The organism is Chelatococcus sp. CO-6 (genome assembly GCF_001271345.1).
Taxonomy (GTDB): Bacteria; Pseudomonadota; Alphaproteobacteria; order Rhizobiales; family Beijerinckiaceae; genus Chelatococcus_A; species Chelatococcus_A caeni.
In genome coordinates this window covers 1,503,326-1,527,679 of sequence record NZ_CP012398.1, presented here as the reverse complement: position 1 = coordinate 1,527,679, position 24,354 = coordinate 1,503,326, and the positions used below count along the sequence as shown (strand labels likewise).

Sequence of the window (24,354 nt, the reverse complement as noted above, 5' to 3'; positions counted from 1 at the left end):
CCTTCATGTGCGCTAGCGCACGTCGTTTGCGGTTTTTCTAAGGTAGAAATAGCGGATGGCTATGGACAACAAACCGACCGAGAGTGATCTCAGCGTCCGCTTCTGGGGCGTCCGGGGCTCGCATCCCGTGTCGGGACCGGACGTGTGCACGTTCGGCGGTCACACGGCCTGCGTCGAGGTGCGCTGCGGCGAGCGGCTGTTCGTCATCGACGCCGGCACGGGCATCACCCGCCTCGGACAGACGCTCGGCGCCGATGCGCCGGCGCATATCGACCTGCTCCTGAGCCACCTCCATCTCGACCACGTCATCGGCCTGCCCTTCTTCCGGCCGGCTCTGATGAAGGGCACGACGCTGAGGCTGCACTGCGGCAATCTCGACGGCGAGAGCGCCGAGGCGGAGCTCGACCGGCTGTTCGCGCCGCCGCTCTTTCCGGTGACGCTCGCCCAGCTGCCGGCGACCATCGAGCACGTCGGCTTCCATGCCGGCGAGACGCTGACCTTCGACGACGGGCTCAAGGTCCGCACCTGTCCGCTGCAGCACCCGTCCGGTGCCACCGCTTACCGCTTCGATCACGGCGGACGCTCCGTCTGCTACGTCAGCGACATCGAGCATGACGAGCTCGGCCCCTGGCCGCACGAGGAGCTGCTCGCCTTCGTGCGCGACGCCGACCTCGTCATCTACGACGCCATGTATACGGAAGCCGAATATTGCCGCTGCCGCGGCTGGGGCCATTCGACCTGCGATGCGGGCGTCGCGCTCTGCCGGGCGGCGGGCGTCGGCCGGCTCGCGGCCTTCCACGTCCATCCCTGGCACACCGATGCCGATCTCGCCGACATGGAGCGGCGCCTCGCCGCCATGCTGCCCGGCTCCTTCGTGGCGCGCGAGGGGCAGGAGGTCCACCTCGCTGCCGCGCGTGTCGCCGCCTGAGCCGGATCGTCCGCCCGCCCCGCCGCTTGCGGCCGCGCCACCATCGGCTATTGTCGCGCCGCCCGCCGGAGAGCGGGATCGGTTCGTGATCCGGAGCGCGACGTGACGGCGCTGTTCGCCACCACCTGCCTCGGCGCTGCCCTCCTGGCGGGGCTCGCCATCATCCTTCTGCGCCCGCTGCTGCAGCGCTATGCGCTGGCGCGGCCCAACGCGCGCTCGAGCCACCGCATCCCGACGCCGCAGGGCGGGGGCATCGCCGTGCTGGGCGCCGCGCTCGCGGCCGGCGCCGCCGCCGTCACGATCGGTCTGCCGCCGCTCGGTGCCGGTGCCGGTGCCGCGCTCCTCGCCGTCGCGCTCGCGGCCGTCGTGCTCGCGGGGCTCGGCGCCTTCGACGACATCCGCCCGCTGCCGGTGCTGCCGCGTCTCGGCGCGCAGTTCGCCGCCGTCGGGCTGGTGGTCGTCGCAGCTACCAACGTGGTGCGTATCGGGCCGGACTGGCTGCCCCTCGGCTTCGAGCAGGCCCTGCTGGTGCTCGCCGGGGTCTGGTTCGTCAATCTCGTCAACTTCATGGACGGGCTCGACCTGATGACGGTGGCGGAATTCGCGCCGCTGTGCGCCGCGCTCGCCACCTTCGCCCTGTCGGGCTTCCTGCCGCCGGCGGAGGGCGTGCTCGCGGCCGCCCTGCTCGGCGGCCTCCTCGGCTTTGCCCCGTTCAACCGGCCGGTGGCCCGGCTCTTCCTCGGCGATGTCGGCTCGCTGCCCATCGGCCTCATCGCCGGCTATCTGCTGCTCGTGCTCGCCGCCCATGGCGGGCTCGCCGCCGCCGTCCTCCTGCCGCTCTACTACCTGGCGGACGCCACGCTGACGCTCTTCAGGCGACTCGCGCGCGGCGAGCGCGTGTGGCAGGCGCACCGCAGCCACTTCTACCAGCGCGCCACCGACAACGGCTATTCGGTGCCGGCCGTCGTCGGGCAGGTGCTGGCCCTCAATCTCTTCCTCGCATTGCTGGCGGCGGTTTCGCTGGGCGTCACCTCTCCGGCGCTTCAGGCGGCCCTCGTCGCTCTCGGGGCGGCGGGCGTCGGCTTCGTGCTGCTGCGCTTCTCGCGCCCGCGCGCGGGCATGGCCCCGGCATGACGGCGGGCGCAGGCGGCACCGTCCTCCTCACCGGAGCCTCGGGCTTCGTCGGCCGGCACGTGGCCGCGGCCCTGCGCGAGGCCGGCCATGCGGTCCGCGCCGCCGTGCGCGATGCGGGGCGCGCGCCGCCCGGCTGCGAGCCTTTCGTCATCGGCGATCTCGCCGCACCGGTCGACTGGGCGCCGGCGCTCGCCGGCGTCGAGGCCGTCGTGCACGGCGCCGGCATCGCCCATGTGGGGCCGGGCGTTCCGGAGGCGCGCTACCAGGCGGTCAATACCGATGCGACGCTGGCGCTCGCCGATGCCGCCGCCGGCCGCGTGCGCCGTTTCGTCTTCCTGTCCTCCGTCCGCGCCCAGAGCGGGGCGAGCGCGCCGGCGACCCTGCGCGACGACGACGCGCCGGCCCCGGTCGATCCTTACGGCCGCTCCAAGCTCGCCGCCGAGCGTGGCCTTGCCGAGCGCGGCATCGACCATGTGGCGCTGCGGCCCGTGCTCGTCTACGGCCGGGGCGTCGCGGGCAACATGGGGGCGCTTGTCAGGCTGGCGCGCCTGCCGCTGCCGCTGCCCTTCGCCGGGCTCGGCGCCCGGCGCTCGCTCCTGGCCGTCGAGAACCTCGCCGGTGCCATCGTCCATGTGCTGGCGCAGCCCGGCCCGCTGTCGGGATCCATGCTGGTGGCGGATGCGGCGCCCGTCTCGCTGCCGGAGATCATCACGGCGCTCAGGGCCGGGATGGGGCGGCGCCCGGGCCTCGTCGACATCGACGAGCGGTGGATCGCGGCTTTGCTGCGGCTCGCCGGCCGGCAGGGCATGCTGGAGCGGCTGGCCGGCTCGCTCGTCGTCGAGCCGGGCCGCCTCATGGCGCTCGGCTGGCGACCTGCTCTGACGACGCCGGAAGGCCTGCGGCGGCTGGGGGCTGCCGGCGGCTGAACTCGGGGATGGCCTCCGCCATCACCGCCTCGGCACGCGCCCGGTCGTAGGCGTGCGCCGCCTCCTCGAGCCGCGCCAGCCAGCCGGCGATGCGCGCCTTGTCGGCGAAGACCGGCTCGGCCGCCATGACGCCGTCGATGCCCGTCTCCGTCATCGGTTCCTCGCGGGCGAAGAGGATCTCGTGCAGGCGCTCGCCGGGGCGCACGCCGGTGACGGCGATGTCGATGTCGACGCCGGGCTCGAAGCCGGCGAGGCGGATCATGCGCTGGGCGAGATCGTAGATGCGCACCGGCTGGCCCATCTTGAGGACATAGACGGCGGCGCGGCGGCCGGCGCCGGTGGCCGTGCGGCCCTCGGCATCGGCATGGGAGGCGGCGGTGAGGACGAGGTCGGCCGCCTCGCGCACGGTCATGAAGTAGCGGACCATGTCCGGATGGGTGACCGTGACGGGGCCGCCGCGGGCGATCTGGGCCTTGAACTTCGGCACGACCGAGCCGACCGAGCCGAGGACGTTGCCGAAGCGCACGGCGATGAGGCGCGTGCCGCTGCCGCCGTTCGCGGCCGTCTCGGCATCGAGGGCCTGGGCGTACATCTCGGCGAGGCGCTTCGTCGTGCCGAGCATGGAGACCGGCTCGATGGCCTTGTCGGTCGAGATCATGACGAGGGCGCGCACGCCGGCCGCGACGGCGGCATCGGCCACGTTCACCGAGCCGAAGACGTTGGTCTTGATGCCCTCGCTCCAGTCCTGCTCCAGATAGGGCACGTGCTTCAAGGCCGCGGCGTGGAAGACGACGTCGGGCGCGAACTGGCGGAAGAGATGCTCGATGCGCTCGCGGTCGCGCACGTCGGCGATGCCGCCCTCGATCCGCGTCGGCGCGTCGAGCACGGCGAGCTGCTCGGTCACCGCGTGCAGCGCCGGCTCCGAGCTCTCCAGCACATAGAGCGCATCGGCGCCGAAGGCGGCGACGCGGGCGCAGATCTCGCTGCCGATGGAGCCGCCGCCGCCGGTCACCAGCACGCGCTTGCCGCGGATGAAGCGGGCGAGGCGCGCCTTGTCGATCTCCACCGTCGGGCGCAGCAGCAGGTCCTCGATGTCGACAGGGGCGAGGGTGAGGTCGCGCAGGCCTTCCTCGTCGAGGCCCTGCAGCCGCGACAGCGGCAGGCCGAGGCGCCGCGCGCGGGCGAGCAGGGCGTCGGCCTCGGGCGCGTTGATGGCGCTCGGCGTCATGACGAGGCGGCGCACGTTGACGCCGCGTTCGGCAAGATCGGCGATGACCTGCTCGAGATCGGCGAAGGTGCCGAGCACCGGTACGCCGCGGATGGCCTGGTCGAGGTCCGACTCGCGCGGCGACAGGATGCCCTTGGCCGAGATCTTCGAGAAGGCGCCGCTCTCGATGGCGCGCAGCGCGACCTCCACCTCGGCACTGCGCCCGAGGACGAGGGAGGCGGTGGCCTCATGCCGCTCGATGCTGTGGCGCGACTGGGCGTATTTCAGATAGCGCCAGGCGAGCCGCGGCCCCCCTAGCAGAAACATCTGCAGCACCCAGTAGAGCGCGATGGTGATCTTGCCGAAGAAGAAGAAGCCGTAGAAGCCCGAGGAGGCGAGGATGTAGTCGCCGACGAGGAGGGTCATCGCCAGAAGCGTGACCGCCTTGAAGATGTTCGACAGGTCGGGCAGCGAGGCGAAGCGCCAGCGCGAGCGGTAGAGGCCGAAATACCAGTAGGTGACGGCGGCGAGCGGCATGAAGACCAGGAGGACGTGCGGCAGCAGCGCCAGGCGCTCGCTGAGCTGCGGGTCCTCGAAGCGCACGACAAAGGCGAGCAGGACCGCAAGGACGGTCGCGCCGAGGTCGTGGGCGATGATCAGCGTTTTCTTCGCCAGGAGCTGTGCCAAGAATCTGGAGCCGTTCTTAGTGGATGTCTGCGGGGGTATCAGCCTGACGGGACGGTTTGTCAACGCGCCTCGCCGGCCGGAGCCGTGGCCGGCTCACGATGTCCGGGCCGTCTCGCCGGCACGGCGGGGTGCCCCCTGCCGCCCCGCGCCGAGGGCCGCAAGGATGAAGTCGATCTGCTCGTCGAGGGTCGGCTGCGGGATGTCACGGCACATCACGAGCACGCTCGGATGGCAGAAGCGTGTCATCGCCGCGCGCACGCAGGGGCCGGCCACCTCCGGATCCACATCCGAGAATTCGCCCTCGGCGATGCCCTCGCGCACCACATTGGCGATGATCGTGTCGAGGTCGCGGATGTGGTTATGGATGACGCTCCAGCTCTCGGCGATGGCGACGGCCACCATCTCCTGGATCTTGGCGTCGGCATCGGCGAATTCCGCCATCATGACGTGCATCTCGGTCAGGAGGCGGCGCATGCGCTCGCGCGCCGTGCCGGGCTCCTTCGCGACGGCCTCGATCCGGTTGCGCTTGCGGCCCGTCATGCGCTCGGCCACCGCCTCGTTGATGTCCTTCTTGGAGGCGAAGAAGCGGTAGACGTTGGCCGGGCTCATGGAGAGCGTCCTGGCGATGTCGGCAACGGTCGTCTTCTGGAAGCCGATGTCGCGGAAGAGCTGTTCTGCCGCGGCGATGATGCGCTCGCGGGTGGTGTCCGGGCTTGGGCTGCCGTCCGTCATGGCAGATGATCGACTTCTCTCGAACCAGAAGGCCCGTCCCGCTGTCGGGACCGGGCGTGTCGATTAGAGGTATGACGTTCCCCGTCATTCGTCAAACGGATGGCGGAAGGGGCCCGGGCTCGGGCGCGAGCGGGCGCCAGGGCAGGACGAGCAGCCCGTCGGGCCGCTCCTCGCGCAAGGAGGCGACCCCGAAGACCGCGGCCAGCATGGCCGGGGTCAGCACCTCGCGCGGCGTGCCGGCGGCGGCGAGGCGCCCCTCGGCGAGGATCGCGACCCGGTCGGCATAGCGCGCGGCGAGGGCGAGGTCGTGCATGACGACGGCGACGGCGCGGCCCTTCCGGGCCTCGGCGGCGAGCACGCCCATCACCGCGAGCTGGTGGCGCGGATCGAGCGCGGCGACCGGCTCGTCGCAGATGAGAACCGGCGCCTCGACGGCGAGCGCCCGGGCGAGCAGGACGCGCGCCCGCTCGCCGCCCGACAAGGTGGTGACGGCCCGCCCGGCGAAGGCCTCGCTGTCGGTGGCGCGCATGGCGCGGGCGACGGCGGGGTCGATCCGGCCCGTTCCCGGTCCGCCGCCGTGCGGCACACGCCCCAAGGCGACCACGTCGGCGGCCGGCAGCGGCCAGGCAACGGTGCCGCCCTGCGGCAGATAGGCGACGGCGCGGGCGCGCTCGCGGGCCGAGAGCGCCGAGAGCGGCCGCTCGCCGAAGAGCACCGTTCCCGCTTCGGGCGTGACGAGGCCGGCCATCACCCGCACCAAGGTGGTCTTGCCGGCGCCGTTCGGGCCGATGATGGCGGTGAGGCTGCCGGGAGAAAGGGTCAGGTCGACGCCGGCGAGCACCTGCCGGCCGCCGAGGCGCGCGGCGACGGCGCGGGCGGCGAGGGCGGCGCCCATCATGCCGGCGCTCCCGTCAGCTCCGCCCGGCGGCGCACGATGATGTAGAGGAAGAAGGGCACGCCGACGACGGCGGTGAGCACGCCGAGCTTGACCTCGGTGGCGGAGGGGATGACGCGCACGGCGCAGTCGGCCGCCGTCAGCAGCACTGCGCCGGCGAGCGCTGCCGGCACGAGCGTGCGGCGCGGGTCGTGGCCGACGAGCGGGCGCACGATATGCGGGGCGACGAGGCCGACGAAGCCGATGGTGCCGGCGACCGCGACGCTCGCGCCGACGCCGACGGCCACCCCGGTGACGACCGCAAGGCGCAGCAGGCGCACGTCGATGCCGAGGCTGCGGGCGGCCTCCTCGCCGAGCGCCAGGGTGCGCAGCGCCCCGCCCTGGGAGAGGAGGAGCACGGCTCCGAGAAGCGCGAAGGGCGCCACGAGCGCGACGTGGCGCATGGTCCGGTCCTCCAGCGAGCCCATGAGCCAGAAGACGATCTCGGTGACGGCGAAGGCGTTGGGCGACAGGCTGATGGCGAGCGAGGTCGCTGCCCCGGCGAGGCTCGAGATGGCAAGCCCCGCAAGCACGAGGACGACGAGGCTCGCGGTCTCGCCGGCGATGAGGATGACGACGAGCACCGACAGGAAGGAGGTGGCGATGGCGGCGAGCGGCAGGGCGGGCGAATAGACCTCCGCATAGCCGAAATAGATGACGACGACGGCCCCGAGCGCCGCCGCCTGCGGCGCACCGAAGACGGAGGGAGCGGCGAGCGGGTTGCGCAGCAGGCCCTGCAGGGCGGCGCCCGCAAGGCCGAGCGTCGCGCCGATGATGACGGCGAGCAAGGTGCGCGGCAGGCGGATGTCGCGCACGACGACGCCCGCGCCGCCGCCGTCACCGAAGAGCCCCTCGATCACCAAGGCCGGCGTGAGCCGCGCCGGGCCGAGCATGAGCGACAGGACGCAAAGGACGAGGAGGACGACGACGAGCGCCGGCACCAGCCAGCGACCCGGGCGGCGGGCCGCGTCTTCCTCGATGTCCCTGCCCCCTACGCCGTCCATCGCCTCACCAGCTGGCCTTGAGGCCGGCGTAGAGCGAGCGCCCCGCCGTGCCGTAGTTCTTCACCTCCTCATAGCGCGCATCGGTGAGGTTTTCACCGCGCAGGAAGAGCGACACGCGCTCCGACACCTCATAGGAGGCGAAGAGGTCGAGCCGGGCATAGGGCGCGAGCCTGTCCTTCTCGTGCGCCGCGGAATAGCGCGCGTCGACGAGAACGAGCGCCGGCGCGATGACGAGGCCCGGCGCCGGCGTCAAAGTGAGGCCGATGCGCGCCGTGTTCTCCGGCCGGCGGGCGAGCCTGAGGTCGGTGGTGAGGTCGATGGCGACAAGGTTGGTATAGGCGATGTCGAGCCCGAGCATCCCGGGGATGAGCTCGGCCTTCGCCGCCAGTTCGAAGCCGCTCGTCTGAGCCCGCGCCACGTTGACGTAGCAGCCGAACGCCTGGTCCGGCCGGCAGGACGGATCGCTCTGGAAGTTGATGAGGTCGCGGAAACGGTTGAGGAAGAGCGTGCCCGAGAGGGTGAGCCGGCCGTCGAACAGCTTCTGGTCGATGCCGGCGTCGACGCCGAAGGAGCGCTCCGGGCTGAGCGCCGGATTGCCGTAGAGCGGATCGAGGCGCTGGTAGAGCGTCGGGGCCTTGGCGCCCGTCCCGGCGCTCGCGCGCAGCACCGTGTCGCTCTCGGCGATGTCGTAGGCGAGGGTGGCGCGCCAGGTGGCGAAGCGGTCCGCCCCCTCGATGTCGTCGATGCGCCCGCCGAGCGACAGGTTCAGGCGTTCGGCGAGGGTGATCTGGTGCAGGGCGAAGAGGGAGCGGGTGGTCTGGGCGGCGTCGTCGAGCGTCGTGCGCGGGCCGGGCACCGGCAGCACGGCCTCGCTCGTGCTCGTCAGCGTCTCGCGCTCGACCTGGCCGCCGAAGGTGAGGAGGCCGAAGGCATCGAGCGAGAGATCGCCCTGATAGGAGGCGCCGACGCGCCCGCCGACATAGCCGTCCTTCGACCAGTCCGTCACCGGCGCTGCCGTGCCGCCGTAATAGCTGATGGAGCGATAGTCGCGCTCGGTGCGGTTGGCATAGACGAGGAAGGTGTTCTTCAGCCGCCGGTCGAAGGCGTGGACGGTCGCCCTGGCATGGACCTGCCCGAGGCGCTGGACGCTCGACGACGGAGTGTCGGGAAAGGCTCCGAAGGCCGCGTCGTATTGCGTGGCATTGACATAGGCCGAGCCGCCGACGTCGAAGGCGACGTCTTCGCTCGGCGAGAAGCCGAAGCGCGCGGAGAGGCCGAAGCGGCGTGTGCCGTCGGCCTCAAGCGGCCACGGGTGCTGGGCACGGAGGCGGCCGATGCGGTATCCCCAGCGCGAGAAGCCGGCGGTGTCATAGCCGTTGAGCGAGACGGCATAGTTGAAGCGCGCATCGCCGCCGGACACGGCGGCCTGGACGCCCCTGCTGCCGTAGCTGCCGCCCTCGGCGGCGATCGCTGCGCGCGGCTCGCCGCGGCCCTTGCGGGTGATGATGTTGACGACGCCGCCCATCGCGTCCGAGCCGTAGAGGGCCGATTGGGGGCCGCGCAGCACCTCGATGCGCTCGATGCCGGTCGGCACCAGCAGCGAGAAGTCGAACTGGCCGTTGCCGGTGGACGGGTCGTTGACGCGCACGCCGTCGATCAGCACCAGGGTCTGGCCCGGCTCGCCGCCGCGCAGGCGCACGGAGGTGGTGGCGCCGGTGCCGCCGCTCTCGGTGAGGTCGAGGCCGGGCACGCGGCGCAGGGCGTCGTTGAGCGTGCGGGCGCCGGAGCGGGCGATCTCCTCGGCGGTAATGACGGTGACGGCGCTGCCGCTGCGGGCGATGGCCTGCGGGCCGCGCGTCGCCGTGACGACGATCTCGCGCAGGGTGATCTCGTCGCCGGCGGCGCCGGTGGCGGCAAGGGTGAGGGAAGACAAAAGGAACATACCGCCGGAGAGCGTCCGACGGCCGGCGGAACCGGCCATGAAAACCTCCATTCCGCCCCTCCGGCGGATGTCAGGGTTGCCTCGCGCGCTGGCCGGTCTCCTGGCTTGCGGGTCCCTGCTGCGATTCGGCCTTCCCGGTGCCCGATGGCCCCAGTGGCTTCGTCGAATCGCCGCTCGCCGCTCACAGTTGCGGGGGCAGCCACGGTCTTGCACCGTGTTCCCGTTTCACCCCGCTGCGGCGGGGCACCAACGCAGGGCCTCTTTACGCAGACCGCGGCTCGGCCGCAAGCATGCGGAACGGATGCACCGCCTGTGCATTTGCGCCGGCGCAAGGAGCGCCGTAAGGCTGCGGCCGAGATTGCGCCCGAAAGGGCGGGCAAGGACATGAGGGATATGAGGACGGCTGTCGCGTTCGCGATCGTGCTTGCAACGGGGCTCGGCCTTGCGCCGGCTGCCGGCAGCAGCGAGCCGGAGCGCCTCTCTCCTCCCTCCCCCCACGCAGTGGTGGGGAGGGCCGGGGTGGGGGGCGGTTCCGCCGGCGGGCGTTCGACGATTGCAGGTGGCGTGTCCGTCGGCCCGGAAGGCTTCCGGCCTGCACCCGCCGGCCCCCACCCCTAACCCCTCCCCGCCGCAAGCGGGGGGAGGGGGATATGGTGCGCCTCGCCGCGGCCGGCCGATCGGAAACCGCGCCGTCCGTTGCCCGCTACGCCGAAGCGCCTCCGGCGCGGGTCGTTTCGCTCAACCTGTGCGCCGACCAGCTCCTGCTGGCGCTGGCCGATCGCGGACAGATCGCCTCCCTCAGTCCCCTGTCGCGCGATGCGGATTATTCCTTCCTCGCGGGCCGGGTGGGCGACCTTCCGGTCAATGGCGGCACGGGCGAGGAGATCCTGGTCGGCAAGGCGGATCTCGTGCTCAGCGGCCGCTACGGCACGCGCGTCAAGCGCGAGCTTTTGGAGCGCCACGGCGTGCCGCTGATGGTGCTCGATCCCTGGCGCGACATCGCCGGGGGGCGCGAGCAGCTGACGGCCGTCGCGGCCCGGCTGGGCCATCCGGAGCGCGGCGCGGCGCTTGCCGCCGAGATCGAGGCGGCGCTCGCGCGCACCAAAGGCCTCGCCCGGCGCCCGGCCACCGTCCTCGTCCTCTACCGGCGCGGTTACGTGCCGGGGGAGCGCTCGCTCGTCGCGGAACTCCTCGGCCATATGGGCCTTCAGCCGATGCAGGCCCGCCTCGGCCTGCCGCAGGGCGGCCTCGTGCGCCTCGAGCAGCTCGTCATGGACCCGCCGGACTTTGTGGTGATGGACGAGGCCGATGCTCGCGCCATCGACAACGGCACGGCCTTCCTCGTCCACCCGGCGCTCGCCGGCGTGCTGCCGCCCGAGCGGCGCCTGTTCCTCCCGGACCGGCTCACCATCTGCGGTGGGCCCTCGACGCCGGCGGCCATCGATGCACTCGCCGCCGAGGTGCGCGCCAAGGTCAACGGGGAGCGTTGAAGCATGATGACTTTAAGATCGGCGCACGCGTTGATCCTCCTCCGTACGGGGGAGGTGGCGCCGCGAAGTCGGGCTCGCCCGACTTCGGTTTCCAAATGTCGAAGTCGGGCAAGCCCGAGTTCGGCACCTAAAAAGCCGAAGTCGGATAAATCCGACTTCGGACGGCACGATCCACCCTCCCACGGACCTCGGGCTTGCCCGAGGTCCGCACTTATATGCGCAAGTCGGGAACACCCGACTTGCGAAAGGGAGGGATCAAGCCAAGTCTCCCGCGTCGACTTAAACTCATAAATCTCTAGCCTGGCCCCCGCCTCGCTCCTGCGCGATGGCGAGGAGCGCGTCGACGTCCATGTGCCGGCCGACATGGGCGGCGAGCCTGTCGAGGGCCTCCTCGATGCTGCGCTCGTAGGCGAGGCTGGCGCGGAAGGTGCCGCCGCTCGCCTGGGCGAGGAAGGCCCGGCGGAAGTCGTCGGCGGCGAACATGCCGTGCAGATAGGTGCCCATGACGAGCCCGTCCGGCGACATGGCCCCCTCGCGCTCGCCGGCGACGCGGAAGGGCGCGCGCACGCAATCGAGCCCCTCGCTGCGGCCGAGGTGGATCTCGTAGGCGGTGACGGCATAGCCCGTCCCGGCATGGACGGCCTCGACCGGCTGCACCGCCTTGTCGCCTGTCAGGACCGTGTCGATGTCGAGGAGGCCGAGCCCCGGCACGATGCCGGCCGCGCCCTCGATGCCCTCGGGATCGGCGATGGTGCGGCCGAGCATCTGGTAGCCGCCGCACAGGCCGACGACGGGCCGGCCACGGCGCACGTGGGCGAGGATGTCGATGTCCCAGCCCTCGTCCCTGAGATGGGCGAGGTCGGCGATGGTCGCCTTCGAGCCCGGCAGGACGATGAGGTCGGCATCGGACGGGATCGGCCGGCCGGGCGGCACAAGGACGAGGGAGACGCCCTCCTCCAGCCTGAGCGGGTCGAGATCGTCGAAATTGGCGATGCGCGGCAGGACGGGGGCGGCGACGATGAAGGTGTCGCCCGGCTTGCGGCCGGTGCCGGTGAGGTCGAGCGCATCTTCCGCGGGCAGCCGGCTCGCCTCTGGAAGCCAGGGCAGCAGGCCGAGCGGCTGCCAGCCGGTGCGCTCGGCGATCGCCGTCATGCCCGCGGCGAAGAGGGCGGGGTCGCCGCGGAACTTGTTGACGAGGAAGCCGCGCACCATGGCCCGGTCGGCCTCGTCGAGCACGGCATGGGTGCCGACGAGGCTGGCGATGACGCCGCCGCGGTCGATGTCGCCGACGAGCACCACCGGCACATCGGCCTCGGTGGCGAAGCCCATGTTGGCGATGTCGCCGGCGCGCAGGTTGATCTCGGCCGGGCTGCCGGCGCCCTCGACAATGACGAGGTCGGCCCCTTCGCAGACCTTGGCGAAGCTGCCGAGCACGAAGGGCATCAGCGCCTTGCGCCGGCCGGTGAAGTCGCGCGCGTCGAGATGGCCGTGCCGCCGGCCCTGCACGATGAGCTGGGCGCCGCGGTCGCTCTCGGGCTTCAGCAGCACCGGGTTCATGTGCACGGTGGGCTCGGCGCGGGCGGCGCGCGCCTGCAGCGCCTGGGCACGGCCGATCTCGCCGCCGGCCACCGCCGCGGCGTTGTTCGACATGTTCTGCGCCTTGAAGGGGCGCACGGTGAGCCCGCGGCGGGCGAAGAGGCGGCACAGGCCCGCGACGATCAGCGACTTGCCGACGTTGGAGCCGGTGCCCTGGAGCATCACCGCGGGCGTTGCCATCAGAATTCGATGCCTTCCTGTGCCTTCACCCCGGCGGCGAAGTGGTGCTTGACGAGCCCCGCCTCCGTGACGAGATCGGCGGCGGCGACCATCTCGGGCTTGGCGTTGCGACCGGTCACGACCACGTGCAGGTCCGGCCGCCGCGCCGCGAGCGTCGCCACCACCGCGTCGAGCGGCAGGTAATCATAGCGCAGGGCGATGTTGAGTTCGTCGAGAATGACGAGGCGGATGTCGTCCCGCGCCATCAGCTCCTTCGCCTTGTCCCACGCGCGCGATGCGGCGGCGATGTCGCGCGCCTTGTCCTGCGTCTCCCAGGTGAAGCCCTCGCCCATGGCGTGCCATTCGACGAGGTCGGAAAAGCGCTCCATGGCGCGGCGCTCGCCCGTCTCCCAGTTGCCCTTGATGAACTGGACGACGCCCACCTTCCAGCCGTGGCCGAGGGCGCGCAGCATGAGGCCGAAGGCGGCGGTCGACTTGCCCTTGCCGGGGCCGGTGTTGACGATGAGGAGGCCCTTCTCGCGCGTCTTCTCCGCCACCTCCGCATCCTGCACGGCCTTGCGCTTCACCATCTTCTCGCGATGGCGGGCGGCTTCCTCGGGGGAGATGGCGGTCATCGGTCGCGTCCCTTCACGGTGAGCGGCAGGCCGGCGACCACGAGGGTGACCTGGTCGACGACGGCGGCAAGGCGCTGGTTGAGGAGGCCGGCATGGTCGCGGAAGCGGCGGGCGAGCGCATTGTCCGGCACGATGCCGAAGCCGACCTCGTTGGCGACGAGGACGAGCGGCCGGCGCCGGCGGGCCACCGCCTCCGTCAGCTGCCGGCAGGCGGCCTCCACATCCTCGCCCGCGAGCATGACATTGGTGAGCCAGAGCGTCAGGCAGTCGACGAGGACGGGCGCGCCCTCCGGCGCCGCCGCGATGGCCGCGGCGAGCGCGCGGGGCGCCTCCACCGTCCGCCATCCGGGGCCCCGGTCGTGCCGGTGGCGGGCGATGCGCTCCGCCATCTCGGCGTCGTGCGCCTCGGCGGTGGCGATATAGATCCACGGTCCCGGCATCGCCCTGACCAGCGCCTCGGCATGGCGGCTCTTGCCCGAGCGGGCGCCGCCGAGGACGAGATGGGCGATGGGGAGGGCCGTGTCCTGCATGGCTCCGGCATGCCACGGCGGCACGGCGGCGGCAAGCGCGCGTTCCAAGGCTCCTGCCAGTCCGGTCGCTCGAAAAGAGCGCATCTGGAGACGGAGCATTGCGCAGCCGGTGCCCGCTCCGGCGCAACGGCGTCAGACGATGGGTGCCGTCCAGGGATTGACGAAGCGCACGCCCGTGTTGCGGAACTCGGCCTCGTTACGGGTGAGGATCGTCACGTCGCGGCTTGCCGCCGTGCCGGCCAGCATCGCATCGGGCAGATGGTCGTCCAGGGCCTCGCCGCGCCGCCGCTTCTCTTCCATGATGCGCGCCGTGGAGGCAGCATCCTGGAAGGTCCAGTCGAGCACCCGATCCTCGAAGAGGTCCGAGACCAGCAAGAGGAACTGCTGCCGCAGCGTATCCGGCGGCGTCCGGGCGGCAGGAGCCCTATGCCGTTGAGTATTTCCCAGGCTGTGATCGAGGCGAGTCCCAGGCCTTGACCGGCAATGGAATCAAGGAAATCGGCGACCTTGCCGTCGGGGGCGGGCCGCATCATCTCGGAAAGAACGTTGGCGTCGAGCAGGTAGCCGACCCCCGCCGTCATTCGTCGCCGCCCGCTTCGAAACGGACGGGCGAATAGCCGAACCTGCCGCGCGCGGCGGCAGCTCAACCCCGTGCAGGGCGCCGAAGTAGTGCCTGAACGCCTCCGAGGGCTTTGTCTGTGCAGATGCCTTGGTCCGCTTCTCGCGAATCAACCGGCGCACGAACTCCTCCATGGAGATGCCCAGCCGGCCGGCCTCGTGCTAGAGCCAGGATTTGTCGCCGGGATCGATGTCCCGGACCGTGATCGTGGTCTTCATGGACGCCTCATGTGCTCCGGCGGAAGACAGGCTCATTCTAATGCTAGCGAAAGACGCTAGTAATCATGAGGGCCAAGAAAAAAGGGCCCGGCGGGCCCTTCTTCCGGCGTCGATGCGGCGTCCGTCAGACGGCGGTCGAGATCCACTTCGACAGTTCGCTCTTCGGCAGGGCGCCAACCTTCTGGCCGGCGAGCTTGCCGTCCTTGAACATCATGAGGGTCGGGATCGAGCGGATGCCGAACTGGGCGGCCGTGTTCGGGTTCTCGTCGACGTTGAGCTTGACGACCTTGACCTTGCCGGCCATCTCGGTGGCGATTTCCTCGAGCGCGGGCGCAATCATGCGGCAGGGTCCGCACCATTCGGCCCAGAAATCGACGACGACGGGCTCTGCGGACTTCAGGACATCGGCCTCGAAGCTCGCATCTGTCACCTTCGCAGTCGCCATGATGAGTTCCTTTCCATATGCGCGGCGCAGTCTGCGCAGCAAGTCGATCCGAACGTAGGAAGGCCCCCCGTTCCGGTCAAGGCAACTTGTGTGCGTGCCCACACGTTGACGCTAGATCTGGTGGCACCCTGGCCGTTCACAACACCGGGATCCGGTCGAGCGCGGCGGCGAGCGCCTCGCCGGGAACCTCCAGCACACGCGGCCCGGCGGTGTAGACGAGAAGGGCCCTGAGGCTGCGTCCGGGGAAGATGTCCGCAAGCAGCGCCCCATAGACGGCGAGCTGAGCGACATGCGCCTCGGGCACCGCGGCGAGATCCGCCGGCGGGCGGGCGCTCGTCTTGAAATCGGCGAAGACGACGGCCTCGTCGCTCACCACGAGCCGGTCGATCTGCCCCGAGACGGCGCGCCTCGTGCTGCCGACGGCGATCTCGCCGGCGACGGCGACCTCGGCACGCGCGTCAGGGCCGAAGAGGGGCGCGAGGGCCGGCTCGTCGAGAAGGGCGAGGGCCTGGGCGACGACGCCGGCCCGCTTCGCCTCGTCGAGGCGCCCGGCCCGCACGGCGACGAATCGCTCGGCGGCCGTCGGGCGCGCCGCGGCGGGCAGGCCGGGCAGATGCTCGACGAGCTGGTGCACGAGCGTGCCGGCAAGGCGCGCGTCGGCCGCGAAGGGCCCGTCGCCCGGACGGTGCGGCCTGTCGGCGGCGGCAAGCGCGCTCGAGGGGCTGAGCGGCGGCGGCGCCTCCGGCTCCGCGGGCGCCGGCCGATCGAGCCAATCGGGCATGGCGATGCCGGCGCCATCCTCGGCGGGGGGCGGCGCGGCTGCGGCAGCGCCGAGGGGGCCGCTTTGCCAGCGCTGGACCCTCAGGCCGTCCACCTCGACCTCTTCCAGCCGGCCTTCCAGGCCACGGCGGATCATGCCGGTCCAGCACATGGCGGGCAGCTCGGGCCAGTTGCCGTCCTTGCCGCGCTTGCCGTTGCTGTAGGAGGCGACGACGAGCCGATCCTTCGCGCGGGTCATGGCGACATAGAGGAGGCGGTTGTGCTCCTCGGCCTCGCGGGTGCGCACCGCCTCCCTGAGCCGCGCGACGGCGGGGGCGTCCTCGTCGCGCTTCGGCGACCACACCGGCACCGTCGCCGGGCCGGCGTGGCCGGAGCGCTGCAGGGGCAGCGCGAAGAGCTTGGGATCATGGCGGCCGTTGGGCTGGCTGCAGTCGTCGGCGAGGATGACGAAGGGCGCCTCCAGCCCCTTGGCGCCGTGCACCGTCATGACGCGGACCTCGTCGCGCCCGGCATCGAGGTCGCGCTTGATCTCGCGCTTCACCTCGCGGCCGTCGCTCTCGAAGGAGAGGAGGAAGGCTTTCAGCGACGGCGCGTGGCGATGCTCGAAATCGAGCGCCATGGCGAGAAAGGCGTCGATGGCGTCGCCAGCCTCCTGGCCGAGCCGGGCGACGAGCTGCTCGCGGCCGCCTTCCGGGCCGATCAGCCCGGCATAGAAGGCGAAGGGACCGCGGCGTGCGGCGGCATTGCGCCAGCGCCCGAGCGCCTCCCCCGCCCGCGCGGCGGCCGCATCGCCGGCCGTCCCGACCCGTCCGAGCGCATCGGCGAGGCTCTCGCTGTCCTCCCGCCGGGCGGCGATGCGCATGAGGTCGTCGTCGGTGAGGCCGACGAGGGGGCTCTTGAGGGCGGCGGCCAGCGTCAGGTCGTCGTCGGGCAGGAGCGCGGCGCGGCCGGCGGCGACGAGGTCGCGCACGGCGATGTGCTGGCCGACGTCGAGACGGTCGGCGCCGGCAACCGGCACGCCGCGCCGCTTCAGGGCCCGGATCACGGCCTCGAAGAAGGCGCCGCGGCTGCGCACGAGGATGAGGATGTCGCCCGGCGCGAAGCGCTGGCCGGTGTCGTCGCCGTGCGTCGTCAGGCGCTCGACGGTGCGGGCGATGCGCTCGGCCACGCGGATGGCGGGTGCACTCTCGGCGAGCTCGTCGAGCGGCAGCACCCAGGCTTCCGGCTCCTCGCGGTCGGCTGGCCGCTCCGTCTCCCACACCTCGACGAGGCCCGGGGCATCGGGGCGCGCGCTCTCGTGCGCGGTGCCGACCGCGACATCGGCGAAGCTGAGGCCGCGGTAATGCGTCTCGACGGCGAAGACCGCATCGACGGCGCTCAGCACCGCCGGCGCGGAGCGGAAGGAGACGGTGAGCTCCACCGGCTCGAACAGGAGGTCCGCCTGCCGCGCCCGCGTCTGGAAATAGCGGCCGGAGCCCTCGAATTCCTGCGGGGCGGCGCCCTGGAAGCCGTAGATCGACTGCTTGGGATCGCCCACGGCAAAGAGCGTACGCGTCTTCGCGACGGCGCCGTCGCCGGCGAAGAGCTCCTCCGTCAGCCGCTTCAGGATGGCCCATTGCGTCGGGCTCGTGTCCTGCGCCTCGTCGACGAGGAGGTGGTCGATGCCGGCATCGAGCTTGTAGAGCACCCAGGCCGCATCGGCGCGCTCGAGCAGGGTCAGCGTGCGCTCGACGAGATCGTCGAAATCGAGCGCCCCGCGTGCCCGCTTCACCGCCTCGATGCGCGCGAGGACCGCCTGCGCGAGGGTGAGCAGGGCCTGCGTCCGCTCCAGCGTGCGGGCGCCCTTCATCCGCTCGTCGAGGGCGGCAAGGCGATCGCGCTCGGCGAAGAGACGCTCGGCGAGATCGGGCGGGACGCTCCCTGTCGCCACGCTGCGGTTGGCCGCGGGCGTGCCCTTCTGGGTGAAGAACAGCGAGCGGTAATGCGCCAGCCGCTCCCACGGATCGTCCGCCTGCGCCGCCTGCGACAGCGCTTCGGCATTCGTCTGGTCGGTCTTCTTGCCGCCGCGCAACACCTCGGCGATGGCCGGCCATTCGGCCGGGGCGATGCCGTCCTCGCACATGGCGCGGGCGATGGTCTGCGGCGTCTCGCCCTCGTCCAGGCCGAGCGCAGCGGCAAGGCCCGCCATCGCGTCGGCGAAGGCGGCGGGCTCGCGCGCGTAGGCGAGAAGCGCCGCGCGGTGGCGCAGCGCCTCGCGGATCGTCTCGGCGATGGCCGTGTCCGAATGGTTCTCGGCGAGCAGCGTCAGGGCGTCGCGCAGGGCGGGGTCGCGGCCGAGGGCGGCCCGGGCCATGACCGTGGATAGCGCCTCGGCGAGCAGCACGGCGCTCTCGTTGTCGTCGAGCACCGTGAAGCGCGCCGGCACGTTCGCCTCGAAGGGGAACATGTGCAGCAGGCGCTCGCAGAAGGCGTGAATGGTCTCGATCTTGAGGCCGCCGGGCGTCTCGACGGCATGGGCGAAGAGCCGGCGCGCGCGGGCGAGGCGGGCGCGGTCCGGCCGCCGTCCCTCGAGCTTCTCGAGCGCGGCGGCGAGCGCCTCGTCGTCGAGACGCACCCACTTGCCGAGCTCGGCGAAGATGCGGTTCTCCATGTTCGCCGCCGCCGCCTTGGTGAAGGTGAGGCAGAGGATGCGCGAGGGCTCCGTGCCGGCGAGCAGGAGCCGCATGACGCGGTCGGCGAGCACCTTGGTCTTGCCCGAGCCGGCATTGGCCGACACCCAGGCCGAGGCGTCCGGCCGGGCGGCGCGCTGCTGGTCGAGGATCGTCTTCGTCGGGACCTTGAGCCCGCCGGGCGCCGGGCCGCTCATGCCTCGCCTCCGAGTTCGCCAAGATCGGCCTCGTCGCCGGCGAGCGACCATTCGCGCACGCGGGCGAGATGGTCATAGGCGCCGAAGCGGCCGGCGAATTGCGGGAAGGGCCGCGACGCGAAGCCGATCTCGCCGGCGACATAGCGCGACAGGAGGCTCGTCAGCTTTCTCTCGTGCTCGACGACGACCTCGGCAACGGAGCGCGTCTCGTCGCGCGGCGGCTTCACCGGGCAGGCGACCAGCGGCTCGCGGGCGCCGCCGGCATGCATGTAAAGAAGCTCGCAGAGATCGGGCGGCACATGCGCGACCTCGCGAAAGCCGCTTGCGGCGAGGATGGCGGCCTCGAGGGTGAGCTGCGGCGAAAAGCCGGCGAAGACCTGCTTGGGGCTCGGCGGCCGGCCGGTCTTGAAATCGACGATCACCGCCCGGCCGTCGCGCAGGCGCTCGATGCGGTCGGCGCGTGCCGTGATGCGGAAGGGGCTGCCGTCGGCCAGCGCCAGCGCGAGGGCGCCCGCCACCTCGGCCTGAACGACGTCGATGTCCGCGCGCCGCGCCGTCTCCCAGGCGACGAAGGCCTCGGCGAGGCGCAGGAAGCGGGGCCACCACAGCGCGGCGACGTCCGGATAGGCGGCGATGGGGGCGAAGGCCTGTCGGCCGAGGGCGACCAGCTCCTCGCGCGCATCGGCCGGCAGCGTCACGGGATGGCGGGCGGTGAAGGCGCCGAGCGCCTCGTGCACGATGGTGCCGCGGTCGGCGGCGCCCGGCGGCACGGCGATGGGGTCGAGCGGATCGAGCTTCAGCACGTGGCGGGCGAAGATGGCATAGGGGTCGCGCACCAGCGTCTCGACCTCGGTGACGCTGAGGCGGCGCGGGATCAGCTCCGGGTCGGGCTTCGGCCGCGGCCGCTCGATGGGCCTGAGCGCCGGCAGGCGCGTCAGCGCCCCGGCATAGCGGCGCAGGCGCTCGCCCCGTCGCCTGAGCTCCGCCCACAGCCCGTCGCCCGCCAGCGCCTGCATGCGCTGCAGGAAACGTGACGGGACGGTCGGCGCATCGCCGCGCTTCAGGGCCCGGGTCAGCACCACGTCGCGCGTGCCGAGCGCCTGCACGAAATCATGCGCCGTCTGGCCGATGCGCCGCTCGGGCGGGGCGAGGCCGAGCGTCGTGCGCATCGGCCGGTTGAGGAAGGCATCGGTGCGTGCCGTCGGCGGCCACACCTCCTCGTCGAGCCCGCCGAGGACGAGGCGATCGGCCTCGACGAGGCGTGCCTCGAGCAGGCCGAGGATCTTGACGCGCCGGTGGCCGGACATCGGCCGGCGCACCACCGCGTCGGCCATCAGGGTGGCGAAGAAGGCCGGATAATCGGCGAAACGGCCGGTGAGGCCGTCGACCTTCGCGCTCGTCGCCGCGTCGAAGACCTCGGCCAGGGCCTCTCCCGCCTCGCCCGCGACGAGGGGGGGCGGTTCGCCGGCGCCGGGACGCGCCACCGCATCGAGCGCGGCGCGATGGGCGCCGACGAGGGCGACGAGGTCGAGCCCATCGCCGTCCTCGGCGCGAAAGCCGGAGAAGGCTTCGCTAAGGCGCGTGAGGAGCGTCTCGGCGAGGTCCCAGTCCGTGTCGGTCAAGCGGCGCAGCGGACGCGGCGCGCGGTGGTCGCGTGCTTCCGCCCGCCGCTCGGCGAGCACGGCGGCGATGCCGGCAAGGCCCGGCGGCGGCGCGGGGCCGCGCAGCACGCCGATCTCGAGCGCGCGGGCGGCGCGCTCCATCGTCGCCCGCGGCCAGCCGAAGCGGGCGAGGGGATGGGCGACGAGACTCGCGAGGATCGCGGGCTCATGGTCGGCGGCAGCCGCATCGGCGACGAGGCAGGCGAGCGTGCCGTGGGGACTGCGCCGCAGCGGCAGGCCGGCCGAATCCTCGGCGGCGATGTCCCAGCGGGCGAGCTCGGCGGCCACGCGCTCGGCGAGCGCCCGGTCCGGCGTCACGAGGGCCGCCGTCGCTGCCGGATCCTCCAGCGCCTCGCGCAGGGCAATGGCCGCGCACAGCGCCTCCTCCCGCTCGTCCGCCGCCTCGACGAGGGAGAGGCCGTCGAAGGCGGCGTGGAGATCGGCCTCGGGCGGGCGGTGGGCGGGCTCGGCCCACAGGTCCGTGGTCTCCGCCGGCCGCATGGCCTCGGAGAGGAAGCGCGAGCGGGCGGCAAGGCGGGGCGGGGGCGCGCCGAGGACGGCGACGTCGGCGCGCGGGATGCCGATGGTGGCGAGGAGGCGGGCGAGCATCGCCTGCGGGTGGTTGTGCACCGTCAGGTCGGCGCCCGCGCCGATGAGCGCGAAGGTGTCGTCGTCGAGCCCGGTGTCGAGCCCCGGCAGCACCACGGCGCCCTTGGGCAGGCGTGCGATGGCGGCGATGAGCCGGGCCGTGGCGGGGATGGAGCCGGTCGAGCCGGCGACGATCACCGGCCGTTGCGGCGGCGCCGCCGCGAGGCCCGCGGCCCGGGCATCGACGAGGGCCGAGCGGCGCCGGGCCGGGTCGCTCGCCTGCCGCTCGGCGAGGATGGCCGGCCACATCTCGGCGGCGATCTTCACGAAGTCGAGCGTGATGCCATAGTAGCGCGAGTAACGCTCCTCGACGAGGCCGGCGAGCGCCGTCCAAGGGATGTCCTCGGTCGCGAGCCCGTCCATGAGGGCGGCGAGATCGTCGGCGAGGGCAAGGGCGTCGGCCGGCGATGCGGGCACGAGCAGGGGCTCGTGCGCCTCGGCCGGCAGGATGGCGCCGTCGAGGGCGCGGGCCCATTGCAGCACGAGGCGGGTGAGGATGAGGCGCCGCTCGATCGGCGCCAGCGCCGGCGGCAGATGCACGGCGGCATCGCCGAAGGCCCGCTCCGCCTCGCCGGCGAGGGCGAGCTCCGCGGCGTCGAGGTCGCCGAGCGGCTGGATGTCGGGCAGGAGCACGCTGCGCTGCGGCAGCCGCTCGGCGAGGGTGGCGGCGAGCGCGCGGGCGGCGCGCCGGGTCGGCAGGTAGATGGTGGCCGAGGCGAGCGCGAGGGGATCGTCGGCGTCCGGGAAACCGGGCACGATGCGGCCGGCGAGCAGCGCATCGGCGAAGGTTGCGAGGAAGGGCGCCCCCGGGGGGATGGTGAAGACCCGTGCCGGCGCCTGCCTTGCCATGGTCAGTCCGTCGTGGCGAAGCGGGCCTCGGCCGCGCGCAGGGCTTCGGGCGTGCCGACATGCAGCCACTGGCCCTCGATGCGCGCGCCGTGGAGCCGGCCCCGCTCCGCCACCTCGTCGAAGATGCGGTTGAGCGAGAAGGGGCCCTCCGGCGCGTCGGCGAAGAGCTGGGGCTTGACGATGGCGACGCCCGCATAGGCAAACGGCACGACCTCGCGTTCCGGCCGGCGCGTCAGGCGCCCGGAGGCATCCATGGAGAAGTCGCCACGCCCGTCATAGCCGAGGCTCGTCGCGGTCGGGGCCATCAGCAGCAGGATGTCCATCCGCTCTGCGTCCCATTCGTCGGCGAGGAGGTCGAGGTTCGGCAGCGGGCCCTCGAGCCACAAGGTGTCGCTGTTGACGAGGAAGAACGGCTCCTCGCCGAGGAGCGGCAGCGCCTTGCGGATGCCGCCGCCGGTGTCGAGGAGCTTCTGCCGTTCGTCGGAGATGTGCACCTTCGGCCCGCCCTTGCGCCGGCGGGCGTGCTGCTCGACGAGGTCGGCGAGATAATGGACGTTGACGACGACATCCTCGACGCCGGCGGCCGCGAGCCTGTCGAGCGCCCGGTCGAGCAGGGAGCGCCCCGCCACGCGCACGAGTGGCTTCGGCGTCGTGGCGGTGATCGGGCGCATGCGCTTGCCGAGGCCGGCGGCGAGAATCATGGCGCGGCGGGGCATGGTGCGGCGAGGCATGGCGGCGGGGCGGCTCATCGTGTTCGGCATCGCGAAAGCTCAGGTGTCGGCGACGAGCGCCGGCAGGTGCGTCTCATACCAGAGCCGCAGCTCGGACAACACCGGATGGGCGAGGTTGCGCACCAGATAGGTCCTGAGCCGCGGCAGGTGGTTGAGATAGATGCTCTTGCCGTCGCGCTTGGCAAGGCGCGCGAAGGTGCCGAACAGCTTGGTGCCACGCTGGGCGGCGAGGACGGCATAGGCGGCGGCGAAGCTTCCGACGTCGAAGTCGGGGTCCTGCCCCTGGCGGGCCCGGGCGTAGGCGCCGAGCAGGGACAATTCGAGCTCGGCCGGCACGGTAACACGCGCATCTTGCAGCAAGGCCGCGAGGTCGTAGGCCGGATGGCCGAGGACGGCGTCCTGGAAGTCGAGGACGCCGAGCCGGGCGAGCCCCCGGCGCTCCGGCAGCCAGATGAGGTTCGGCGAGTGGAAGTCGCGCAGCGTCCAGGTCGCCGGGCCGGTCACGACATCCGCCAGCAGGCGCGTCCACAGGGTGTTGAACTGGGCCCGGGCGACGGCGGACAGGGCCTTGCCGCCGATGTGCGGGGCATACCAGTCGATGATGAGCTCGACCTCGGTCAGCAGCGCCTCGAGATCATAGGGCGGGATGACGTGGTCGATGCCGTCGGCCACGGGCAGGACATCCGGCAGGGTCGTGCCGTGGAGTTTGGCGAGCAGCAGCGCCGCCTCGCGGTAGCGCTCGGGGATGGGGGCGCCGTCCGCGATGACCGGCTCGCTGCCGAGGTCTTCGAGCAGCAGGAGGCCGGTGTCGAGGTCGGCGGCATAGATGTCCGGCGCGCTGAAGCCGAGCGCCCTGAGGCCCTTGTCGACGGCGACGAAAGGATGGACCGTGAGCGCGAGCTTCGCCGCGATCGGATAGGGCTTGGTACCGCGCAGCACGGGGCCCGGCGGCCGGGGCGGCGAGATCATCAGCACGGCGGTTGCGCCGTCGGGCCGGGTGAGGCGCTCGTATTCGCGATAGGAGGCATCGCCCTGGATGTGCTGGCGCTCGGCGTCGCCCCAGCCGGCGGCGTCGAGCAAGGTGCGGATGGCGCGCAGGCGGAAGAGCCGCGGCGCGAATCGGCCGTGTCCGGTCATGACGACCCGGCGGCGCCCGGGATGCTCGTGCGGCAGGAGGTGGAAGGCGATGTCCAGCCGGTCCGGCGACAGGGCCTCCTCGGCCTTCTGCGGCCATTCGACGAGGACGAGCGCGCCTTCGCAGGCCTCCTCCCAGCCTAGGTCGATGAGCTCGTCCGCGCCGCCGAGCCGGTAGAAATCGGCATGCACCACCGGCGGGCGCGCGGTGTCGTAGAGCTGCATCAGGGTGAAGGTCGGGCTCGGCACCTCGAGGCCGGCATCGCCCGCGAGGGTGCGGATGAGGCTGCGGGCGAAAGTGGTCTTGCCGGCGCCGAGATCCCCCGACAACGTGACGAGATCGCCCGCCTTCAGCTCCTCGCACAAGACCTCGGCAAGGCGCAGCGTCGCCGCCTCGTTCGGCAGGTCGAGCTGCCAGGTGGCCGTCGCCGCCTCGCCGCCGCCGCGCGTGCCGTAAGCCGCAGCCTGCCCGGCCGGGAAGGGAGAACTCACCATCGCC

General features: G+C 72.3%; 18 protein-coding genes and 1 riboswitch. Of the genes, 4 read left to right on the top strand and 14 right to left on the bottom strand.

What is annotated here, in order from left to right; genetic code table 11:
* Positions 1-61 precede the first annotated feature (61 nt).
* From AL346_RS07185 to AL346_RS07175, 3 genes are all read left to right on the top strand, one after another.
* A complete protein-coding gene (locus AL346_RS07185) occupies positions 62-928 on the top strand; it encodes an MBL fold metallo-hydrolase (RefSeq protein ID WP_156332713.1) in 867 nt (288 codons plus the stop codon).
* Positions 929-1,030: 102 nt separating this feature from the next.
* Complete coding sequence (locus AL346_RS07180; protein WP_019404916.1) at positions 1,031-2,062, top strand: hypothetical protein; 1,032 nt, start codon at positions 1,031-1,033, stop codon at positions 2,060-2,062.
* Positions 2,059-2,988 (top strand): NAD-dependent epimerase/dehydratase family protein, encoded by a 930-nt coding sequence (locus tag AL346_RS07175; RefSeq protein ID WP_019404915.1) that lies wholly within the window; start codon positions 2,059-2,061, stop codon positions 2,986-2,988. Before AL346_RS07180 ends, AL346_RS07175 begins: the two co-directional genes overlap by 4 nt.
* On the opposite strand, the gene AL346_RS07170 is transcribed toward AL346_RS07175, so the two are convergent.
* The 5 genes from AL346_RS07170 to AL346_RS07150 all read right to left on the bottom strand — a co-directional run bounded on the left by AL346_RS07170 (position 2,915) and on the right by AL346_RS07150 (position 9,533).
* On the bottom strand, positions 2,915-4,882 hold the full coding sequence (locus AL346_RS07170) for an SDR family NAD(P)-dependent oxidoreductase (protein WP_019404914.1): 1,968 nt from the start codon (positions 4,880-4,882) through the stop codon (positions 2,915-2,917). The two genes, AL346_RS07175 and AL346_RS07170, sit on opposite strands and share 74 nt — an antisense overlap.
* A 93-nt stretch (positions 4,883-4,975) precedes the next feature.
* The gene (locus AL346_RS07165; RefSeq protein WP_019404913.1) at positions 4,976-5,614 is read right to left on the bottom strand and encodes a TetR/AcrR family transcriptional regulator; all 639 of its coding nucleotides are present in this window, start codon (positions 5,612-5,614) and stop codon (positions 4,976-4,978) included.
* A 91-nt stretch (positions 5,615-5,705) separates the two neighbouring features.
* Positions 5,706-6,509 (bottom strand): ABC transporter ATP-binding protein, encoded by an 804-nt coding sequence (locus AL346_RS07160; protein WP_019404912.1) that lies wholly within the window; start codon positions 6,507-6,509, stop codon positions 5,706-5,708.
* Entirely contained in the window at positions 6,509-7,552 is a 1,044-nt protein-coding gene (locus AL346_RS07155) for an iron ABC transporter permease (protein WP_019404911.1), read from the bottom strand. The genes AL346_RS07160 and AL346_RS07155 overlap by 1 nt, the downstream gene beginning before the upstream one ends.
* A 4-nt stretch (positions 7,553-7,556) precedes the next feature.
* A complete protein-coding gene (locus AL346_RS07150; protein WP_026015616.1) occupies positions 7,557-9,533 on the bottom strand; it encodes a TonB-dependent siderophore receptor in 1,977 nt (658 codons plus the stop codon).
* 33 nt (positions 9,534-9,566) lie between these two features.
* A riboswitch (cobalamin riboswitch) is annotated at positions 9,567-9,760 on the bottom strand.
* 384 nt (positions 9,761-10,144) lie between these two features.
* On the opposite strand from AL346_RS07150, the gene AL346_RS07145 reads away from it, so the two are divergent.
* Positions 10,145-10,984 carry an ABC transporter substrate-binding protein gene (locus AL346_RS07145; RefSeq protein WP_019403182.1) on the top strand — a complete coding sequence of 280 codons (840 nt, stop codon included), beginning with the start codon at positions 10,145-10,147 and terminating at the stop codon, positions 10,982-10,984.
* 285 nt (positions 10,985-11,269) lie between these two features.
* Here the strand turns inward: AL346_RS07145 and AL346_RS07140 are convergent, their stop codons facing one another.
* The 9 genes from AL346_RS07140 to tsaE form a co-directional block, all read right to left on the bottom strand.
* Positions 11,270-12,760, bottom strand: a complete 1,491-nt coding sequence (locus AL346_RS07140; RefSeq protein WP_019403181.1) for a cobyric acid synthase — start codon at positions 12,758-12,760, stop codon at positions 11,270-11,272.
* The gene (cobO, locus tag AL346_RS07135) at positions 12,760-13,374 is read right to left on the bottom strand and encodes a cob(I)yrinic acid a,c-diamide adenosyltransferase (RefSeq protein WP_019403180.1); all 615 of its coding nucleotides are present in this window, start codon (positions 13,372-13,374) and stop codon (positions 12,760-12,762) included. Before cobO ends, AL346_RS07140 begins: the two co-directional genes overlap by 1 nt.
* Positions 13,371-13,904, bottom strand: a complete 534-nt coding sequence (gene cobU / locus AL346_RS07130; protein ID WP_053194040.1) for a bifunctional adenosylcobinamide kinase/adenosylcobinamide-phosphate guanylyltransferase — start codon at positions 13,902-13,904, stop codon at positions 13,371-13,373. The genes cobO and cobU overlap by 4 nt, the downstream gene beginning before the upstream one ends.
* 132 nt (positions 13,905-14,036) lie before the next feature.
* The gene (locus tag AL346_RS07125) at positions 14,037-14,279 is read right to left on the bottom strand and encodes a hypothetical protein (RefSeq protein WP_019403179.1); all 243 of its coding nucleotides are present in this window, start codon (positions 14,277-14,279) and stop codon (positions 14,037-14,039) included.
* A 586-nt stretch (positions 14,280-14,865) separates the two neighbouring features.
* Positions 14,866-15,186 (bottom strand): thioredoxin, encoded by a 321-nt coding sequence (gene trxA / locus AL346_RS07120; protein ID WP_019403177.1) that lies wholly within the window; start codon positions 15,184-15,186, stop codon positions 14,866-14,868.
* Positions 15,187-15,322: 136 nt separating this feature from the next.
* Positions 15,323-18,832: a double-strand break repair helicase AddA gene (gene addA, locus AL346_RS07115; protein ID WP_019403176.1), complete on the bottom strand. Its 3,510-nt coding sequence runs from the start codon at positions 18,830-18,832 to the stop codon at positions 15,323-15,325.
* Positions 18,829-21,990 (bottom strand): double-strand break repair protein AddB, encoded by a 3,162-nt coding sequence (gene addB / locus AL346_RS07110; RefSeq protein WP_053193459.1) that lies wholly within the window; start codon positions 21,988-21,990, stop codon positions 18,829-18,831. Before addB ends, addA begins: the two co-directional genes overlap by 4 nt.
* 2 nt (positions 21,991-21,992) lie before the next feature.
* Positions 21,993-22,739 carry a nucleotidyltransferase family protein gene (locus tag AL346_RS07105; RefSeq protein ID WP_156332712.1) on the bottom strand — a complete coding sequence of 249 codons (747 nt, stop codon included), beginning with the start codon at positions 22,737-22,739 and terminating at the stop codon, positions 21,993-21,995.
* A 21-nt stretch (positions 22,740-22,760) separates the two neighbouring features.
* A complete protein-coding gene (gene tsaE / locus AL346_RS07100; protein ID WP_156332711.1) occupies positions 22,761-24,350 on the bottom strand; it encodes a tRNA (adenosine(37)-N6)-threonylcarbamoyltransferase complex ATPase subunit type 1 TsaE in 1,590 nt (529 codons plus the stop codon).
* Between the last annotated feature and the right edge of the window lie 4 nt (positions 24,351-24,354).

Excerpts from the sequence above, each read along its gene's own strand:
- cobO (WP_019403180.1), bottom strand. The coding sequence starts at position 13,374 with ATGACCGCCATCTCCCCCGAGGAAGCCGCCCGCCATCGCGAGAAGATG.
- AL346_RS07175 (WP_019404915.1), top strand. The coding sequence starts at position 2,059 with ATGACGGCGGGCGCAGGCGGCACCGTCCTCCTCACCGGAGCCTCGGGC.
- tsaE (WP_156332711.1), bottom strand. The coding sequence starts at position 24,350 with ATGGTGAGTTCTCCCTTCCCGGCCGGGCAGGCTGCGGCTTACGGCACG.
- AL346_RS07105 (WP_156332712.1), bottom strand. The coding sequence starts at position 22,739 with ATGAGCCGCCCCGCCGCCATGCCTCGCCGCACCATGCCCCGCCGCGCC.
- AL346_RS07165 (WP_019404913.1), bottom strand. The coding sequence starts at position 5,614 with ATGACGGACGGCAGCCCAAGCCCGGACACCACCCGCGAGCGCATCATC.
- addA (WP_019403176.1), bottom strand. The coding sequence starts at position 18,832 with ATGAGCGGCCCGGCGCCCGGCGGGCTCAAGGTCCCGACGAAGACGATC.
- AL346_RS07145 (WP_019403182.1), top strand. The coding sequence starts at position 10,145 with ATGGTGCGCCTCGCCGCGGCCGGCCGATCGGAAACCGCGCCGTCCGTT.
- AL346_RS07160 (WP_019404912.1), bottom strand. The coding sequence starts at position 6,509 with ATGGGCGCCGCCCTCGCCGCCCGCGCCGTCGCCGCGCGCCTCGGCGGC.
- AL346_RS07150 (WP_026015616.1), bottom strand. The coding sequence starts at position 9,533 with ATGGCCGGTTCCGCCGGCCGTCGGACGCTCTCCGGCGGTATGTTCCTT.
- AL346_RS07140 (WP_019403181.1), bottom strand. The coding sequence starts at position 12,760 with ATGGCAACGCCCGCGGTGATGCTCCAGGGCACCGGCTCCAACGTCGGC.
- addB (WP_053193459.1), bottom strand. The coding sequence starts at position 21,990 with ATGGCAAGGCAGGCGCCGGCACGGGTCTTCACCATCCCCCCGGGGGCG.
- AL346_RS07185 (WP_156332713.1), top strand. The coding sequence starts at position 62 with ATGGACAACAAACCGACCGAGAGTGATCTCAGCGTCCGCTTCTGGGGC.
- cobU (WP_053194040.1), bottom strand. The coding sequence starts at position 13,904 with ATGCAGGACACGGCCCTCCCCATCGCCCATCTCGTCCTCGGCGGCGCC.
- trxA (WP_019403177.1), bottom strand. The coding sequence starts at position 15,186 with ATGGCGACTGCGAAGGTGACAGATGCGAGCTTCGAGGCCGATGTCCTG.
- AL346_RS07155 (WP_019404911.1), bottom strand. The coding sequence starts at position 7,552 with ATGGACGGCGTAGGGGGCAGGGACATCGAGGAAGACGCGGCCCGCCGC.